Annotated in this window: 12 protein-coding genes and 1 pseudogene; all 13 read left to right on the plus strand. The window is 72.2% G+C overall.

The window, feature by feature from the left end:
- Window positions 1-89 precede the first annotated feature (89 nt).
- Window positions 90-1,274, plus strand: coding sequence for a cysteine desulfurase family protein (locus P3T29_RS27605; RefSeq protein WP_280719374.1), 1,185 nt, complete (start codon window positions 90-92; stop codon window positions 1,272-1,274).
- A gap of 112 nt (window positions 1,275-1,386) precedes the next feature.
- The gene (gene mnmA / locus P3T29_RS27610; protein ID WP_280719375.1) at window positions 1,387-2,535 is read left to right on the plus strand and encodes a tRNA 2-thiouridine(34) synthase MnmA; all 1,149 of its coding nucleotides are present in this window, start codon (window positions 1,387-1,389) and stop codon (window positions 2,533-2,535) included.
- 40 nt (window positions 2,536-2,575) lie between these two features.
- Window positions 2,576-3,112: a TIGR00730 family Rossman fold protein gene (locus P3T29_RS27615; RefSeq protein ID WP_280719376.1), complete on the plus strand. Its 537-nt coding sequence runs from the start codon at window positions 2,576-2,578 to the stop codon at window positions 3,110-3,112.
- Complete coding sequence (locus P3T29_RS27620; protein WP_280719377.1) at window positions 3,112-3,801, plus strand: SDR family oxidoreductase; 690 nt, start codon at window positions 3,112-3,114, stop codon at window positions 3,799-3,801. Before P3T29_RS27615 ends, P3T29_RS27620 begins: the two co-directional genes overlap by 1 nt.
- 93 nt (window positions 3,802-3,894) lie before the next feature.
- On the plus strand, window positions 3,895-4,905 hold the full coding sequence (locus tag P3T29_RS27625) for a methionine synthase (RefSeq protein ID WP_280719378.1): 1,011 nt from the start codon (window positions 3,895-3,897) through the stop codon (window positions 4,903-4,905).
- A gap of 23 nt (window positions 4,906-4,928) precedes the next feature.
- The gene (gene ligA / locus P3T29_RS27630) at window positions 4,929-7,199 is read left to right on the plus strand and encodes an NAD-dependent DNA ligase LigA (protein WP_280719379.1); all 2,271 of its coding nucleotides are present in this window, start codon (window positions 4,929-4,931) and stop codon (window positions 7,197-7,199) included.
- Between the two features lie 366 nt (window positions 7,200-7,565).
- Window positions 7,566-9,161: pseudogene (locus tag P3T29_RS27635) on the plus strand (bifunctional diguanylate cyclase/phosphodiesterase); the annotation flags it as partial.
- Window positions 9,162-9,380: 219 nt separating this feature from the next.
- On the plus strand, window positions 9,381-9,677 hold the full coding sequence (gene gatC, locus P3T29_RS27640) for an Asp-tRNA(Asn)/Glu-tRNA(Gln) amidotransferase subunit GatC (protein ID WP_280719380.1): 297 nt from the start codon (window positions 9,381-9,383) through the stop codon (window positions 9,675-9,677).
- Between the two features lie 5 nt (window positions 9,678-9,682).
- Entirely contained in the window at window positions 9,683-11,176 is a 1,494-nt protein-coding gene (gene gatA / locus P3T29_RS27645) for an Asp-tRNA(Asn)/Glu-tRNA(Gln) amidotransferase subunit GatA (protein ID WP_280719381.1), read from the plus strand.
- A complete protein-coding gene (locus P3T29_RS27650; RefSeq protein WP_280719382.1) occupies window positions 11,173-11,430 on the plus strand; it encodes a hypothetical protein in 258 nt (85 codons plus the stop codon). The genes gatA and P3T29_RS27650 overlap by 4 nt, the downstream gene beginning before the upstream one ends.
- A 94-nt stretch (window positions 11,431-11,524) precedes the next feature.
- The gene (gene gatB / locus P3T29_RS27655; protein ID WP_280719383.1) at window positions 11,525-13,033 is read left to right on the plus strand and encodes an Asp-tRNA(Asn)/Glu-tRNA(Gln) amidotransferase subunit GatB; all 1,509 of its coding nucleotides are present in this window, start codon (window positions 11,525-11,527) and stop codon (window positions 13,031-13,033) included.
- A gap of 223 nt (window positions 13,034-13,256) precedes the next feature.
- The gene (locus P3T29_RS27660; protein WP_280719384.1) at window positions 13,257-13,442 is read left to right on the plus strand and encodes a hypothetical protein; all 186 of its coding nucleotides are present in this window, start codon (window positions 13,257-13,259) and stop codon (window positions 13,440-13,442) included.
- Between the two features lie 119 nt (window positions 13,443-13,561).
- Window positions 13,562-16,648 (plus strand): AAA family ATPase, encoded by a 3,087-nt coding sequence (locus P3T29_RS27665; protein WP_280719385.1) that lies wholly within the window; start codon window positions 13,562-13,564, stop codon window positions 16,646-16,648.
- Window positions 16,649-16,836: the final 188 nt, after the last annotated feature.

Raw genomic sequence — 16,836 nt, forward strand, 5'->3', positions numbered from 1 at the left:
GCGTTGCAGTGCGCGCAATGGCCAAATCGTGACCCTGCACCGCCCTGGGGCCGGGAAGTTCCTCCACGGCCCCTACACTTGGAGCCGCTATGCCATATCTCGATCATGCGGCCACCACCCCGATGCTGCCCGAGGCGATCACCGCCATGAGCGCGCACCTCGGGGTCGTCGGCAACGCCTCCTCGCTGCACGCCGCCGGCCGCCGCGCCCGTCGGGTGGTCGAGGAATCCCGGGAGTCGCTGGCGCAGTCGCTGGGCGCCCGGCCGAGCGAGATCGTCCTCACCGGGGGCGGTACCGAGTCGGACAACCTGGCCGTCAAGGGCCTGTTCTGGGCCCGCCGGGACGCCGACCCGGCCCGGCGGCGGGTGCTGTGCAGCCCGGTCGAGCACCACGCGGTGCTGGACGCGGTGCACTGGCTCGCCGAGCACGAGGGCGCGGAGGTCGAGTACCTGCCGGTCGACGGCTACGGCCGGGTGCACCCCGAGGTGCTCCGGGCGGCCGTCGAGCGTGACCCGGCGTCGGTCGCGCTGATCACCGTGATGTGGGCCAACAACGAGGTCGGTACCATCCAGCCGATCACCGAACTCTCGTCGATCGCACGCGAGTTCGGCATCCCGATGCACGCCGACGCGGTGCAGGCGCTCGGTCAGGTCCCGGTCTCCTTCGCCGACTCGGGCCTGGACGCGCTGACCGTCACCGGCCACAAGATCGGCGGACCGTACGGCGTCGGGGCACTGCTGCTCGCCCGCAGCGTGACTCCGGTACCGCTGCTGCACGGTGGCGGCCAGGAACGCGACGTACGCTCCGGCACGCTCGACGTGCCCGCCGCCGCCGGGTTCGCCGCCGCCACCGCGATCGCGGTGGAACGCCGGGCCACGCACGCCGCCGAGCTGGCGGCCCTGCGCGACGAGCTGATCGCGGGTGTGCTCCGGGTCGTCCCGGATGCCGTGCTCAACGGTGACCCGGCCGCTGCCGGACGGCTCTCCGCCAACGCGCACTTCTCCTTCCCCGGCTGTGAGGGCGACGCGCTGCTGATGCTGCTCGACGCCCAGGGCATCGAGTGCTCGACCGGCTCCGCGTGCTCGGCGGGCGTCCCGCAGCCCAGCCACGTCCTGCTCGCCACCGGCGCCGACCCGCTGCTGGCCCGGGCCTCCCTGCGCTTCTCCCTCGGCCACACCTCGACCCCCGCCGACGTCGCGGCCCTGGTGACGGCCATCGAGCCTGCCGTACACCGCGCCCGTAACGCGGGGCTGGCTGCCGCAGCGCGGCGTTGAGCGCGAGCGGAAGGGTGCGGACCGTTGCCTTCCGGTTTCGCGCACGCGGTTCATCAAGCAGGGCCTCGCGCCCCCAAGAGCACTCCGGCCCGCGTCGTAAGCTGGGTGCATCATGACTGACTTCCCTGGTGCCCCGACCGCCGCAAGCAACGGCCGCCTGCGAGTGCTGGCCGCGATGTCCGGCGGGGTGGACTCCGCCGTTGCCGCCGCCCGAGCCGCCGAGGCGGGCCACGAGGTGACCGGGGTGCACCTGGCGCTCTCCGCGAACCCGCAGTCCTTCCGGACGGGCGCGCGTGGCTGCTGCACCATCGAGGACTCCCGGGACGCCCGCCGTGCGGCGGACGTGATCGGCATCCCGTTCTACATCTGGGACCTGGCCGAGCGGTTCCGCGAGGACGTGATCGACGACTTCGTCGCCGAGTACGCGGCCGGCCGCACCCCCAACCCGTGCCTGCGCTGCAACGAGAAGATCAAGTTCGCCGCGCTGCTCGACAAGGCCATCGCGCTGGGCTTCGACGCCGTCTGCACCGGCCACTACGCCCGGATCGTCGATCTCCCGTCCGGCGAGCGGCAGTTGCACCGCGCCGTCGACATGGCCAAGGACCAGTCGTACGTGCTCGGCGTGCTCGACGCCGACCAGCTCGCCCACTCGCTCTTCCCGCTCGGCGACACCACCAAGGATGTCATCCGGGTCGAGGCCGAGCAGCGCGGGCTGGCCGTCGCGAAGAAGCCCGACAGCCACGACATCTGCTTCATCGCCGACGGCGACACCCAGGGCTTCCTGGCCAAGCACCTCGGCACCGCCACCGGCGACATCGTGGACGAGGACGGCGCGAAGGTCGGCGAGCACGACGGCGCGTACGGCTTCACCATCGGCCAGCGCAAGGGCCTGCGGATCGGCCGCCCGGCCGCCGACGGCAAGCCGCGCTACGTCCTCGACATCTCCCCGGTGAACAACACCGTCACCGTCGGCCCGGTCGAGGGCCTGGACGTGCTGTCGCTGACCGCGATCCGCCCGCGCTGGTGCGGGACGGCGCCGCTGGCCGACGGCGCGTACACCGCGCAGCTGCGCGCCCACGGCGACGAGGTGCCGGTGACGGCCTCGGTGGTCGACGGCGAGCTGCGGGTCGAGCTGGCGACCCCGGCCCGGGGCATCGCGCCCGGCCAGGCCGTGGTGCTCTACGACGGCACCCGGGTGGTCGGCTCGGCCACGATCGCGTCCACGGGACGCCGTACGCAACCGGCCGCCCCTGTCGGGTAGCCGTAAGCACGGAGTTTGACCGGCCGCGTACGGTTCGACTGTGAATATCACCGTCTTCTGTTCTGCTTACTCGCTCGACGAGCGCTACACCGAGCCCGCCGCCGAGTTCGCCCGGCTGCTGGGCGAGCGTGGCCACACCCTGGTCTGGGGCGGCTCGCACGCCGGGCTGATGGGCCTGCTCGCCGACGGCGTCAAGGAGGCCGGCGGCCGGCTGGTCGGCATCTCGGTCGACCTGCTCGCCCACAAGACCTACGAGGGCGCGGACGAGCTGGTGATGACCCGCGACCTCGCCGAGCGCAAGGCCCAGCTGCTGGCCCGCGCGGACGCCGTGGTGGTGCTGGTCGGCGGGCTCGGCACGTTGGACGAGGTGTCCGAGGTGCTGGAGCTCAAGAAGCACGGCCTGCACGACAAGCCGGTCGTGGTGCTCGACACCGACGGCTTCTACGAGGGCCTGCACACCCAGCTGCTGCGGATGGACCAGGAGGGCTTCCTGCCCCGGCCGCTCGCCCAGCTGATCACCTTCGCGGCCACCCCGGCCGAGGCCCTCGACCACCTCCAGCACCTCCGGGAGCACTGATGGGCAACCACCTGATCACCGGCGCCGGTTCCGGTATCGGCGCGGTCGTGGCCGAGCGGCTGGCCGAGCGCGGCGAGAACATCTGGCTGTTCGCCCGCAACGCCCGCCGGGCGGCCGAACTGCGCCAGCGCTTCCCCACCGCCCGTACCTTGGTCGCGGACCTCGCCGACCCGGCCAAGCTCTCCTGGGCGCTCGGGCAGCAGGAGCTGCCGGTCGAGATCGACTCGCTGCTGCACATCGCCGGGGTGGTCCAGCTCGGTGAGATCGGGGATCTCCCGGTCAAGGCCTGGCAGGAGCAGCTGAACGTCAACCTGGTCGCGCCGGCCGAGCTGACCCGTCTCGTCCTGCCGTCCGTCCGGCTGGTCCGGGGGCACGTCGTCTTCGTCAACTCCGGTGCCGGGCTGAGCGCGAGCCCGACCTGGGGCGCGTACGCGGCGAGCAAGTTCGGCCTGCGCGCGCTCGCCGACTCGCTGCGGGCGGAGGAGCACGCCCACGGCGTCCGGGTGACCACGGTCTACCCCGGCCGTACCGCCACCCCGATGCAGGTGAAGGTGCACCAGCAGGAGGGCAAGGAGTACGACCCCACCCGCTGGATCGCCCCGGAGTCGGTGGCCACCGCCGTGCTCACGGCCCTCGACCTGCCGCGCGACGCCGTGATCACCGAGATCACGGTCCGCCCGGGGAAGTGATCGCGGTCCGCCCGGGCAAGTGACCGGGAAGTGACCGCAGCAGTGATCGATGCCCGTCCGGGGAAGTAGCGCAGGGGCACTAGTCTCGGCCGGGTGACCACTGAATACGCCTTCCCCGAGCTGACCGGCGCCGCGACCGGTATCGGTTCGATGCCCGGTACCGACGCCCGCGAGGCCGCGAAGACCGCCGTCGGCGCGCTGGAGCAGCTCCCGTACCTGCCGGAGCTGCCCGCGCGCGGACCCGGTGCCGACATGATCGGGCGCGGGGCCGGGCTACTGGTCGAGCTGTTCGCGCAGACCGAGCCGAGCGGCTGGCGGTTCGCCGACCGGCCCGGCCGGGACACCAAGCGGGCGCACTCCTGGCTCGGCGAGGACCTGGACGCCCTGGAGGAGTTCACCCAGGGGTACCAGGGCGCGCTGAAGGTCCAGGCCGTCGGCCCGTGGACGCTCGCCGCCGCCATCGAACTGCGCGGCGGTGAGAAGGCGTTGAAGGACCCGGGCGCCTGCCGGGGCATCGCCGAGTCGCTCACCGAGGGCCTGCGCCGGCACCTGGCGGAGGTCCGCAGGCGCATCCCGGGCGCGCAGCTCGTACTCCAGCTGGACGAGCCCTCGCTGCCCGCCGTGCTCGCCGGTTCGGTGAAGACCGCGAGCGGTTTCTCCCGGCTGCGCCCGGTGGACCGGCAGGTCGCGGAGGAGGTGCTGCGGGGCGTCGTCACCAGCCTGGACGCGCCCGTCCTGGTGCACTGCTGCGCGCCCGAGGTGCCGATCCCGCTGCTGCGCCGGGCCGGGGTGGCCGGGGTCGCACTGGACCTCTCGCTGCTGACAGAGCGTGACGACGACACCATCGGCGAGGCGGTCGAGGCCGGGACGCGGATCCTGGCTGGTGTGGTGCCGTCCACCGACCAAGGATTGTCGGACCCGGCCGGTAGTGTCCACGGTGTCAGGACGTTGTGGCGCAGGTTGGGGCTCTCCCCGGAGCTGCTGGGCCGCCGCGTGCTGGTGACACCGACCTGCGGGTTGGCGGGGGCGAGTCCCGCCTACGCCCGCAAGGCGCTGTCACTGAGCGCGCAGGCGGCGCAGAGTCTGGTGGACAACCCGGAGTAGTTCATGAGGATGCGGAGGACGCGGTGGCGGTCGAGGGCTGGGAAGAGGTTCCGGCTGAGGTCCGGGAGCGGCACGCCGAGCTGGCGGACGAGATCGAGACCCATCGGATCACCTACTACGAGCACGACTCCTCGGTCATCACCGACGCGGAGTTCGACCGGCTGATGCGCGAGCTGGAGGCGATCGAGGCGGAGCACCCGGTGCTCCGCACGCCCGACTCGCCCACCCAGAAGGTCGGCGGCGGCGTCGCCGAGGGCTTCGTGAAGGTCGAGCACCGCGAGCGGCTGCTCAGCCTGGACAACGCGATGGACGACGAGGAGCTCGCCGCCTGGGCCGAGCGCGTCGCCAAGGAGCTCGCGGGGGTGGAGTACCACTACCTCTGCGAGCTGAAGGTGGACGGCCTGGCCGTCAACCTCACCTATGAGCGCGGCCAGTTGGTGCTGGCCGCGACTCGTGGCACCGGCCGGGTCGGCGAGGACATCACCGCGAACGTCCGCACCATCAAGGAGATCCCGCACGAGCTCAAGGGCGACAACATCCCCGAGCTGGTCGAGATCCGGGGCGAGGTCTACCTCCCGACCGAGGCCTTCGCCGAGCTGAACGCCTCGTTCGCGGCCGAGAACGACCGCCGCCGGGCCGAGAACGAGGAGCGCGCCAAGGAGGGCAAGCGCCCGCACGCCCTGGTCAAGCTGTTCGCCAACCCGCGCAACGCCGCCGCCGGTTCGCTGCGGATGAAGGACCCGCTGGTCACCGCCTCCCGCCCGCTGCACATGGTGGTGCACGGCATCGGCGCCCGGGTCGGTTTCGACATCGACTGCCAGTCGCACGCCTACCAGCTGCTGCACGACTGGGGCCTGCCGACCGCCCGGCACAACCGGGTGGTCGCCACCCTCGACGAGGTCCGCGCCTTCATCAAGCTGTACGGCGAGCAGCGGCACGCGGTCGAGCACGAGATCGACGGCGTGGTCGTCAAGGTGGACGAGATCCCGCTGCAGGGCCGGCTCGGCGCCACCTCCAAGTCCCCGCGCTGGGCGATCGCCTGGAAGTACCCGCCGGAGGAGGTCACGGCGAAGCTGGCCAGCATCCGGGTCGGCATCGGCCGCACCGGCCGGGCGACGCCGTTCGCCGTGCTCGCCGAGCCGGTGAAGGTGGCCGGCTCGATGGTCCAGTACGCGACGCTGCACAACCAGCAGATCGTCAAGGCCAAGGGCGTACTGCTCGGCGACACCGTGGTGCTCCGCAAGGCGGGCGACGTCATCCCCGAGATCCTCGGCCCGGTCGAGGACCTGCGGGACGGCACCGAGACCGAGTTCGTGATGCCCGTCGAGTGCCACGAGTGCGGCTCCCAGCTGCGCCCGATGTCCGAGGGCGACATCGACGTGCGCTGCCCCAACGCCCAGTACTGCCCGGCCCAGGTGCGCGAGCGCGTGGCGTACCTCGGCGGCCGGGAGTCACTGGACATCGAGGGCCTCGGTTACGTCGCGGCCACCGCGCTCACCCAGCCGCTGGAGCCCGCCGACCCGCCGGTCAAGAACGAGGGCGACATCTTCGGGCTGACGATGGAGCAGCTGCTCCCGATCACGGTCAAGGTCCGCGACCAGAAGACGGGCATGCCGAAGCTCGACGACAGGACGGCGGCGGAGAAGACCGTCACGTTCTTCGCCAATCTCAAGGGCGAGCCGAAGAAGACCGCGACCCTCCTGCTGGAGAACCTGGACAAGGCCAGGGAGCGTCCGCTGTGGCGATACGTCAACGGACTGTCGATCCGTCACGTCGGCCCGGTGGCGGCTCAGGCGCTGGCCCGGGAGTTCCGGGACCTGGACCGGATCTTCGCCGCGACCGAGGAGGAGCTGGCCGCCGCCGAGGGCGTCGGCCCGATCATCGCCCGCTCGATCAAGGAGTGGTACGAGGAGGAGTGGCACCGGGAGATCCTCGACAAGTGGCGCGCGGCCGGTGTCCGGTTCACCGAGGAGGCGGCCGAGGACGAGGGCCCGCGTCCGCTGGAGGGGCTCACCGTGGTGGTCACCGGCACCCTCGCCGGGCACACCCGGGACGGCGCGAAGGAGGCGCTGACCTCGCGTGGTGCCAAGGTGACCGGGTCGGTTTCGAAGAAGACCGACTTCGTGGTGGCCGGTGACAACCCCGGGTCCAAGTACGACAAGGCCGTGCAGCTGGGGCTGGTGGTGCTGGACGACGCGGGCTTCACCGTCCTGCTGGAGCAGGGCTCGGAGGCGGCCCGGGCGCTCGTCGGGCCGGCGGAGGCCGAACTCCCGGAGGAGGCTCCCGAGGCCTGACACTCGTTACCTTCCTGATGCCGCGTCACCAGGGTCCGGCCGTCGGAAAGAGGGCATTCTGTCACTGTGTGGCGGCGACTCACGGAGGTTCCGTCGGTGAGGTGCTCACGGATGTCCGAAAGTCCGCCCTTCCGGCGGACACCGGCTTACCCTTGAGCGCAACAGTGTGTCAGCAAGGGTGATCGGTACCGGTCCTGTGTCCGGAGCCGTAGGGGACACCCGTCACTGGCGCCCATCGGCACCATCGAGGTGCCGGCACCGAAAGGCGGCCTGACGGGGCGGGCCCGACGGAGGACAGGGCTTATGGATCGTTCGACCGGCGGCGCGCCCACACGCCCGCCGCAGGGGGTGGCGGGTGCGGTCCTGCTGCTCGGCGTGCTGCTGGCCGGGGCCGCGCCGCTCATCCCACTGGCCGTTCTGGTCTACCGGCACGAACCCGAGCTGCTGCCGCTCTTCGCGGTCCCGCTCGCCGTCCTGGTGGCCGCCTGGCGGATCGCCCGGGACCGGGCCCGGGACCAGCTCACCGACCCGCTGACCGATCTGCCGAATCGTCACGCCTTGCTGTTGGCGGCCCAGGACGCGATCGCCGACCACGAGGACGAGGAGGACTACAGTGTCGGGCTGATCCTGCTCGACCTCGACCGGTTCAGGTCACTCAACGACGCTTTAGGGCACACGGCGGGCGACCGACTGCTGGTCCACATCGCCCGCCGCCTGCACCGGGCGCTGCGCTCCGGCACCCACAACCCGGCCCGCAGCGATCCCGACGACGTGTTCTCCAGCCTGCCGCCCGCCGTCCAGCGCGGCGGCCGCCCGGTGGTCGCCCGGATGGGCGGCGACGAGTTCGCCGTGCTGCTCCCCGGCGTCGGCTGCGCGGACACCCTGGAGCGGGTCGCCAAGGCCCTGATAGCCGAACTCGCCGCGCCGATCCGGCTGGACGGCCTGCTGCTCGTCCTGGAGGCCAGCGCCGGACTCTGCGTCTACCCCCGGCACGCCCAGGACGCCGAAGCCCTGCTCCGCCGCGCGGACGTCGCGATGGGCCACGCCCAACGCCGCCGCAGCGGCGTCGAGCAGTACGACGAGGCCCGCGACCTCGACACGCCGTACCGGATCGGACTCCTCGGTGACCTCAGAAGGGCCCTGGAGACCAACGAGGTGCAGCTGCACTACCAACCCAAGGTCGCCTTCGACGGCCGGGTGGTCGGCCTGGAGGCGCTGCTGCGCTGGGACCGGCCGGGCCGGGGCCGGGTCGGACCGGACGAGTTCATCGGCCTCGCCGAGTCCAGCGGCCTGATGCCCCGGCTGACGGACTACGTCCTGGAGGCCGCCGTCGGCCAGCTCGCCACCTGGCGCCGGCAGGGGCTGGAGGTCCAGGTCGCCGTCAACGTCTCACCGCGCGACGTCCTCAGCCCGGGCTTCGCCGGCCGGGTGGCCGGTCACCTGACCAGGCACGGGGTGCCCGCCCACGCCCTGCAGCTGGAGATCACCGAACGGCTCCTGCTGGACGACTCCCGGCTCGCCGCCGACACCCTCGCCGAGTTGCGCCGCTACGGCGTCGGGATGTCGCTGGACGACTTCGGCACCGGGCACTCCTCGCTGGTACGGCTGCGCAGCCTGCCGGTCGGCGAGCTGAAGATCGACCGCTCCTTCGTCTCCCGGATGGTCGCCGACCACCACGACGCCGCCGTGGTCCGCTGCTCGGTCGAACTCGCCCACTCGCTCGGCCTCACCGTGGTCGCCGAGGGCGTCGAGGACGACGAGACCTGGGAGCGCCTGCACAGTATGGGTGTGGACGCCGTCCAGGGTTGGCTGGTCTCGGCCGCGCTCCCGGCCGACCAGGCCACCGCCTGGCTGATGGTCCACCGCAACAACGCCCCGACGGTCGAGTGGCTCACCCCGCGCGCCCTGCCTCCGGTGGTCCAGTCGGAACTCCCGGCGCCTGCACCCACCACTCCCCAGTAACGAGCGGGTACTCCTCAGGGGCGCGAGGCCCCTTTTGATGAACTGCGCGCGCGACAATGCACGACGTACGTGCACTGTTGCGCGCGCAGTTCCCCGCGCCCCTGCTCCGGTTGCTCTAACGCGTTGCGGCGCCCCATAGGATGGTCCCCTAGACCATGAGATCGCGGGCGCCCCTCCGGCGCCCGGCCTCACCAGAACTCACCCCCTGAGGATCGCTGCATGCCTGGCATCACGCGCGAGGAGGTCGCCCACCTCGCTCGGCTGTCGCGTCTTGAGTTGCAGGCCGAAGAGCTGGACCACTTCGCCGAGCAGCTCGACGTGATCATCGGCGCGGTCGCCCGCGTTTCCGAGGTCGCCGGACAGGACGTACCGCCCACCTCCCACCCGCTGCCGCTGACCAACGTCATGCGCGCGGATGTGGTCCGGCCGTCGCTCACCCCGGAGCAGGCGCTCTCCGGCGCGCCCGCCGCCGAGGAGCAGCGTTTCCGTGTGCCGCAGATCCTGGGGGAGGACTAACACCCATGACCGATCTCATCCGTTCCACCGCAGCCGAGACCGCCGCCGCCATCGCGAGCGGCCAGGTCAGCGCCGTCGAGGTGACCCAGGCCCACCTGGACCGCATCGAGGCCGTGGACAAGAAGGTCAACGCCTTCCTGCACGTCGACACCGAGGGCGCGCTCGGCGCCGCCCGCGCTGTCGACGAGAAGCGCGCCCGTGGCGAGAAGCTCGGCCCGCTGGCCGGTGTCCCGCTCGCGCTGAAGGACGTCTTCACCACCAAGGGCATTCCGACCACCTGTGGTTCGAAGATCCTCGAAGGCTGGATCCCGCCCTACGACGCGACCGTGACGTCCCGTCTGAAGGACGCGGGCGTGGTGATCCTCGGCAAGACCAACATGGACGAGTTCGCCATGGGGTCCTCCACCGAGAACAGCGCCTACGGCCCGACCGGCAACCCGTGGGACCTCTCACGCATCCCCGGCGGCTCCGGCGGCGGCTCGGCGGCGGCCCTGGCCGCGTACCAGGCCCCGCTTGCCATCGGCACCGACACCGGCGGCTCGATCCGCCAGCCCGGCGCCATCACCGGCACGGTCGGCGTCAAGCCGACGTACGGCTCGGTCTCCCGCTACGGCCTGGTCGCCTTCTCGTCCTCGCTGGACCAGGGCGGCCCCTGCGCCCGTACCGTCCTCGACGCGGCCCTGCTGCACGAGGCCATCGCCGGGCACGACCCGATGGACTCCACCTCGATCGACGCGCCCGTCCCGGCCGTGGTCGAGGCGGCCAAGCGCCGCGACATCCGTGGCATGCGGATCGGCGTGGTCAAGGAGTTCGCCGGTGAGGGTTACCAGGCCGGCGTGATGCAGCGCTTCAACGAGAGCGTCGAGCTGCTGCGCGAGCTGGGCGCCGAGGTCGTCGAGATCTCCTGCCCGTCGTTCCTGCTCGCGATGCCGGCGTACTACCTGATCGCTCCGAGCGAGGCCTCCTCCAACCTGGCCCGCTTCGACGCGATGCGCTACGGCCTTCGGGTCGGCGACGACGGTACCCGCTCGGCCGAGGACGTCACCGCCCTCACCCGCGAGGCCGGCTTCGGCGCCGAGGTCAAGCGCCGCATCATCCTTGGCACGTACGCGCTCTCCTCGGGCTACTACGACGCCTACTACGGTTCGGCCCAGAAGGTGCGCACGCTGATCTCGCGCGACTTCGATGCCGCCTTCGCGGGCGTGGACGTCCTGGTCTCGCCGACCACGCCGACCACCGCCTTCCCGATCGGCGAGCGCGCCGACGACCCGCTGGCGATGTACCTGGCCGACCTCTGCACGATTCCGTCCAACCTCGCGGGCAACGCGGCCATGTCGCTGCCCTGCGGGCTCGCCCCGGAGGACAATCTCCCGGTCGGCCTGCAGATCATCGCTCCCGCGATGGCGGACGACCGCCTGTACCGCGTGGGCGGCGCCGTCGAGGCCGCACTCAACGACAAGTGGGGGCACACCCTGCTGGAGGAGGCACCGGCACTGTGAGCAAGATCGAGAAGGCCAAGGCCCAGAGCTCGCTCAAAGGCTTCAAGCACAGCAAGACCGGCCTGTGGCTGTCCATCGGCGCCAGCGCGTTCGGCGCGATCTCGGTCGTCAAGGACGTCAAGAAGGCCCGTGGCGAGCAGGACACCCTCAAGCTGATCAACGCCGTGGTCGGCGCGGTGGCCCTGGTCACCGGCACCGCCCTGCTGCTCCGTGAGCTCAAGCAGCTCGGCGACGAGGACATTCTCCGGGGCTGAACGGCCCGCTGGGCTCGAGTGCTCGTCAGGCCCGGCTCCCTCCGCTGTGGGGCCGGGCCCGTACCTCCCAAGACTTTTTAGTGAAGGGGACGCTGTGAGCGTCATGAACCTGGTGTCCTACGACGACGCCATGGCCTCCTACGACCCGGTGATGGGCCTGGAGGTCCACGTCGAGCTGGGCACCAAGACGAAGATGTTCTGCGGCTGCTCGACCGAGCTCGGTGCCGAGCCGAACAGCCAGACCTGCCCGACCTGCCTCGGCCTGCCCGGCTCGCTGCCGGTGGTCAACGCGATCGGCGTGGAGTCGGCGATCAAGATCGGCCTCGCGCTGAACTGCGAGATCGCCGAGTGGTGCCGGTTCGCCCGGAAGAACTACTTCTACCCGGACATGCCGAAGAACTTCCAGACCTCGCAGTACGACGAGCCGATCGCCTTCAACGGCTACCTCGACGTACAGCTGGAGGACGGCGAGATCTTCCGGGTCGAGATCGAGCGCGCCCACATGGAGGAGGACACCGGTAAGTCCTCCCACATCGGCGGTGCGACCGGCCGGATCCACGGCGCCTCGCACTCGCTGCTCGACTACAACCGGGCCGGCATCCCGCTGATCGAGATCGTCACCAAGCCGATCGAGGGCGCGGGCGTCCGCGCCCCCGAGGTGGCCAAGGCGTACGTCGCCGAGCTGCGCGAGCTGATCAAGGCGCTGGACGTCTCCGAGGCCCGGATGGACAAGGGCCAGATGCGCTGCGACGTGAACCTGTCGCTGCGCCCGCACGGCCGGGAGAAGTTCGGCACCCGGAGCGAGACCAAGAACGTCAACTCGCTGCGCTCGGTCGAGCGCGCGGCCCGCTTCGAGATCATGCGGCACGCGACCGTGCTGGACGACGGCGGGACGATCGTCCAGGAGACCCGGCACTTCCACGAGGAGGACGGCTCCACCACGGCCGGCCGGATCAAGGACAACGCCGAGGACTACCGCTACTTCCCCGAGCCGGACCTCGTCCCGATCGCCCCCTCGCGGGAGTGGGTCGAGGAGCTGCGCGCCGGGCTGCCCGAGCTGCCGCGCCTGCGCCGCGCCCGTCTGCAGGGCGAGTGGGGCCTCTCGGACAAGGACATGCAGTCGGTGCTGAACGCCGGCGCCGTCCAGCCGATCCTGGAGACCATCGCGGCCGGCGCCCCCGCCGACCAGGCCCGTAAGTGGTGGATGGGCGAGCTGGCCCGTCGCTCCAACGAGACCGGCACCGACCTCGCCGAGCAGCCGATCACCCCGGCCCAGGTCGCCCGGGTCTGCGCGCTGGTCGCCGAGGGCAAGCTCAACGACAAGCTGGCCCGCCAGGTCATCGAGGCCGTGCTCGCCGGTGAGGGCGAGCCGGACGCGGTCGTCGAGAAGCGCGGCCTGGCCGTAGTCTCCGACGACTCCGCGCTCGGCGCAGCCGTCGACCAGGCCATCGCCGAGAACGCCGCCATCGCGGACAAGATCCGCGACGGCAAGCTCGCGGCCGTCGGCGCCCTGGTCGGCGCGGTCATGAAGACGACCCGTGGTCAGGCCGACGCGGCCCGCGTGAAGGACCTCATCCTGGAGAAGCTGGGCGTCCAGGCCTAGGACGGTCGGGCTAAGGCTCCTTAGGTACCTCCAGCTGTGCCCACCCTCGACAGGGGTGGGCACAGCTGTTTCTAAGGCTGATTCCAAGTCTCTAAGGCGTCGGGGCCCCCGAAGATCGGGAATGCTGCCGATGTCGGGCACCCCGCTGGGGGAGGAGTCTCTTACCCAGGACGACGGACCGGCCGAAGGGGCCGGGAAACGTCCGGTACGAGGGGAATCCCAGATGTTCCAGTACGAGATGATCCAGCAGCGGAACGCCGAACTGCACCGGCTGGCCGAACACTCCCGCCTGGTCCGCGAGGCCCAGGCCACCAGCGGCCGGCGCCGGACCGGTGTGCTGAGCCGGCTGGCCCGGAGCGTACGGCCGGCCGTCGCGCCGCGTCGCGCCGCGTGCCTCGCCGAATGCTGACAGACCGGCACAACCGGGTCGTGGAAGGGGAGGTGGCCGACGGCGCCTCCCCTTCCGGGCGTCCGGGGACCGGGATAACCCTTCCGCGGCTGTCCGGGGGCTATGGGATGCTCACCGTCATGGAGCAGATATCGGTCAGTCCTGTCTTCGTCGGTCGCGGTACCGAGACCACCGCCCTCACGGCGGCCCTCGGCCGCGCGGCGGCGGGTCAGCCGCAGGCCGTGCTGATCGCCGGTGAGGCGGGGGTGGGGAAGACCCGCCTGCTCGAGGAGTTCCTCGACGAGGTGTGCGGCGAGAAGGTCGTCATCGGCCTGGGCGGGTGCCTGGAGGTCGGGGCCGAGGGCCTCCCGTACGCGCCGCTGGCCACCGCGCTGCGCCGGTTGTACCGCCGGCTCGGTGCCGAGCTGGAGCGGGCCGCCGAGGGGATGGCGGGCCACCTCGCGCGGCTGCTGCCGGAGTTCGGGGAGACCGGCGCCGAGCCCAACGACGAGTTCGGGCGGGCCCAGCTGTTCGAGCACACCACCCGCCTCTTCGAGCGGCTGAGCGCCGAGCGGACGATCGTCCTGGCGATCGAGGACCTGCACTGGTCCGACCGCTCCACCCGCGAGCTGCTCGCCTACCTGATCCGGACGCTGCACCGCTCGCGCGTCCTGATCGTCGCCACCTACCGCTCCGACGACCTGCACCGCAGACACCCGCTCCGGCCGTTCCTCGCCGAGCTGGACCGGCTGCGTACCGTCCAGCGGCTGGAACTCGCCCGCTTCGGACCCGGCGAGGTGGCCGCGCAGCTGGCCGGCATCCTCGGCACCGAGACGCCCGACCGCGAGCTGGTCGACCGCATCCACCGCCGGTCCGAGGGCAACCCGTTCTTCGTCGAGGAACTCGCCGCCGCCCACCAGGACGGCTGTCCGGCGGGGATGACCGACTCGCTGCGGGACATCCTGCTGGTCCGGGTCGAGGCGCTGCCGGACGAGACCCAGCGGGTGCTGCGGATCGCCGCCGAGGGCGGTTCGTACGTCGAACACGCGCTGCTGGCGGCCGTACTGGACGACGGCGACGGTGACGGCGACGCCGAGGAGGCGCTGATCGGGGCGCTGCGGACCGCCGTCGGCGCCAACGTGCTGCGGCCGGACACCGACGGCGAGGGGTACCGCTTCCGCCACGCGCTGGTCCGCGAGGCGGTCTCCGACGACCTGCTGCCCGGCGAGCGGTACCGGATCAACCGGCGGTACGCCACCGTGCTGGAGGGCGACTCCGCCCTGGTCTGCACCGACAGCGGGCCCGCCCGGCTCGCCAACTACTGGTACCACGCGCACGATCCGGCCCGCGCCCTGCCGACCGCCCTGGACGCCGCCCGGGCGGCCCGCCGCCGCAACGCCTTCGCCGAGCAACTGCGGATGCTGGAACGCGCGCTGGGCCTCTGGGACGAGGTCTCCGAGGAGGTCCTGGCGACCACTCTGCGCCCGTACGACTGGGCCGAGACCTACCCGCCGTGCAGTTGTGACGCGGGCGACCACGACGAGTCCTGCGACCGGCTGCGGCTGATCGACGTCCTGGCCGAGGCGGTGGTGGCCGCCCGCCGCAGCGGCGATCCGGAGCGCGGCCTGAGCCTGTCCAAGCGGGCGCTGAAGCTGGTGGACGAACGGGAGGACCCGGAGCGCGCCGCCTGGTTCCGGATGCACCGCTCGCGGATGCTGGGCCACCTGCTGCGGGCCGGCCGCGACGAGGAGATCGAGCACGCGCAGCGGCTGGTCGCGGGCCTGCGCCCGTCGGCGGTGCAGGCGGAGGTGTTCGCGCTGGCGGCGGCGCACGCCGCGGCCCTGCAACCGACCACCGGGGACGTGGCGCTGGCCGAGCGGGCGGTGGCGATCGCCCGCGAGGTCGGCGCCACCGGCGTCGAACAGCACGCCCGGATGACGCTCGGCACGCTCAGCGCCTACCTGGGGGACCCGGAGGCAGGCGTCGCCCTGCTGACCGACGCGGTCGAGCGGACCAAGTCGCTGGGGGCACCCGACCTGCACTGCCGGGGCCTGAACAACCTGGCCAGCCTGCTGCTGGACGTCGGACGCCCGGCGGAGGCCGAGGCCCTGGCCCGGGAGGGGCTGCTGGCGGCGGGCCGGACGGGACTGCTCGCCAACACCGGTGCGATCCTGGCGGGCAACCTCGCCGAGGCGCTGATCGCCCTGGGCCGCCCGGCGGAGGCGACCGAGGTGCTGGCCGAATGGGACACCGACCTCGGGTCGGGCTCGTGCCACGAGTTCCTCGACCGGCTGCGGGGTGAACTCGCGCTCGAACGGGGGGATCCGGCCGCCGCCGCGGCCTTCCTCGCGAGGGTCAGGCAGTTCGGCCGGGTACGGCAGTCGCAGCACGAACTCCCCAACGTACGACTGGCGATGCGGATCGCGGCCCGTGCGGGGCGCCCCCTGGAGGCACGGGCCGAGCTGCTCGCGGTACTCGACGCCCGCGCCGCGCGGCGCCGGGAGGAGGGCGACCGGCTGCCGGAGGGTGCTTGCGACCGGTTGCTGCCGGTGCTCGCCGAGGCGGCGGCGATCGAGGCGGACGCCCGGGGGCTGCCGTCGGCCGTCCCCGGCCGGGCGGCGGTGCTGGGCCGGATCGCCGAGGTGGCGGCCCGGTTGTCCCCGCGAGTGCCGCTGCACCTGGGCTGGGCGCGGCTGCTGGCGGGGGAGCTGGCCCGGGCCGAGGGCGCCGACACCCCGGCGCACTGGGCCGCCGCCGTCGCGGCACTGCGGGCCGTCGACCCCGGATACCCGCTGCTGCTCGCGCTGTACCGGAGCGCCGAGGCGGCGGCCGTCGCCGGGCAGCGGGAGTCGGCCGCCACCCTGCTGCGGGAGGCCCACGAGCTGGCCGAGGCCCGGAGTGACCGCGAACTGCGCCGCGAGATCACCCGGCTGGCCGAGCGCGCGGGGCTCACTCTCTACAGCCGCCCGGCCGCTCCCGTGGCGAGCGGCCGGGCGGTGGAGGCGCTCGGCCTCACGCCGCGCGAGCGGGACGTGCTCCAGCGGCTCGCGCTCGGCCGGACCAACCGGCAGATCGCCGAGGAGCTGTTCATCTCGCCCAAGACGGCGAGCGTGCACGTCTCCAACATCCTCGCCAAGCTGGCGGTGGGCGGTCGCGGCGAGGCGGCGGCGCTGGCGCACCGCCTACGACTCTTCCCCGAGGCCGAGTTGGTCCCTACGGGCGCTTAGCGGGGGTCCCCCTGCTGTGGCCACGCGTACCGGCGGGGGCCGGGGCGTCCACGCTCCCCCGGCGTACGCTCCGCCCAACCGGTCCGATCCGGTCGAAGCGGGTGCAAATCCCTACGGGTGGACCATTACTCTAAGTTGAGTGTATGTGTCATTGAGTGACCAGAGTGGTGTAGTGTCCCGACTGGGAA

The sequence above is a fragment of the Kitasatospora sp. MAP5-34 genome (assembly GCF_029894335.1).
GTDB lineage: Bacteria > Actinomycetota > Actinomycetes > Streptomycetales > Streptomycetaceae > Kitasatospora.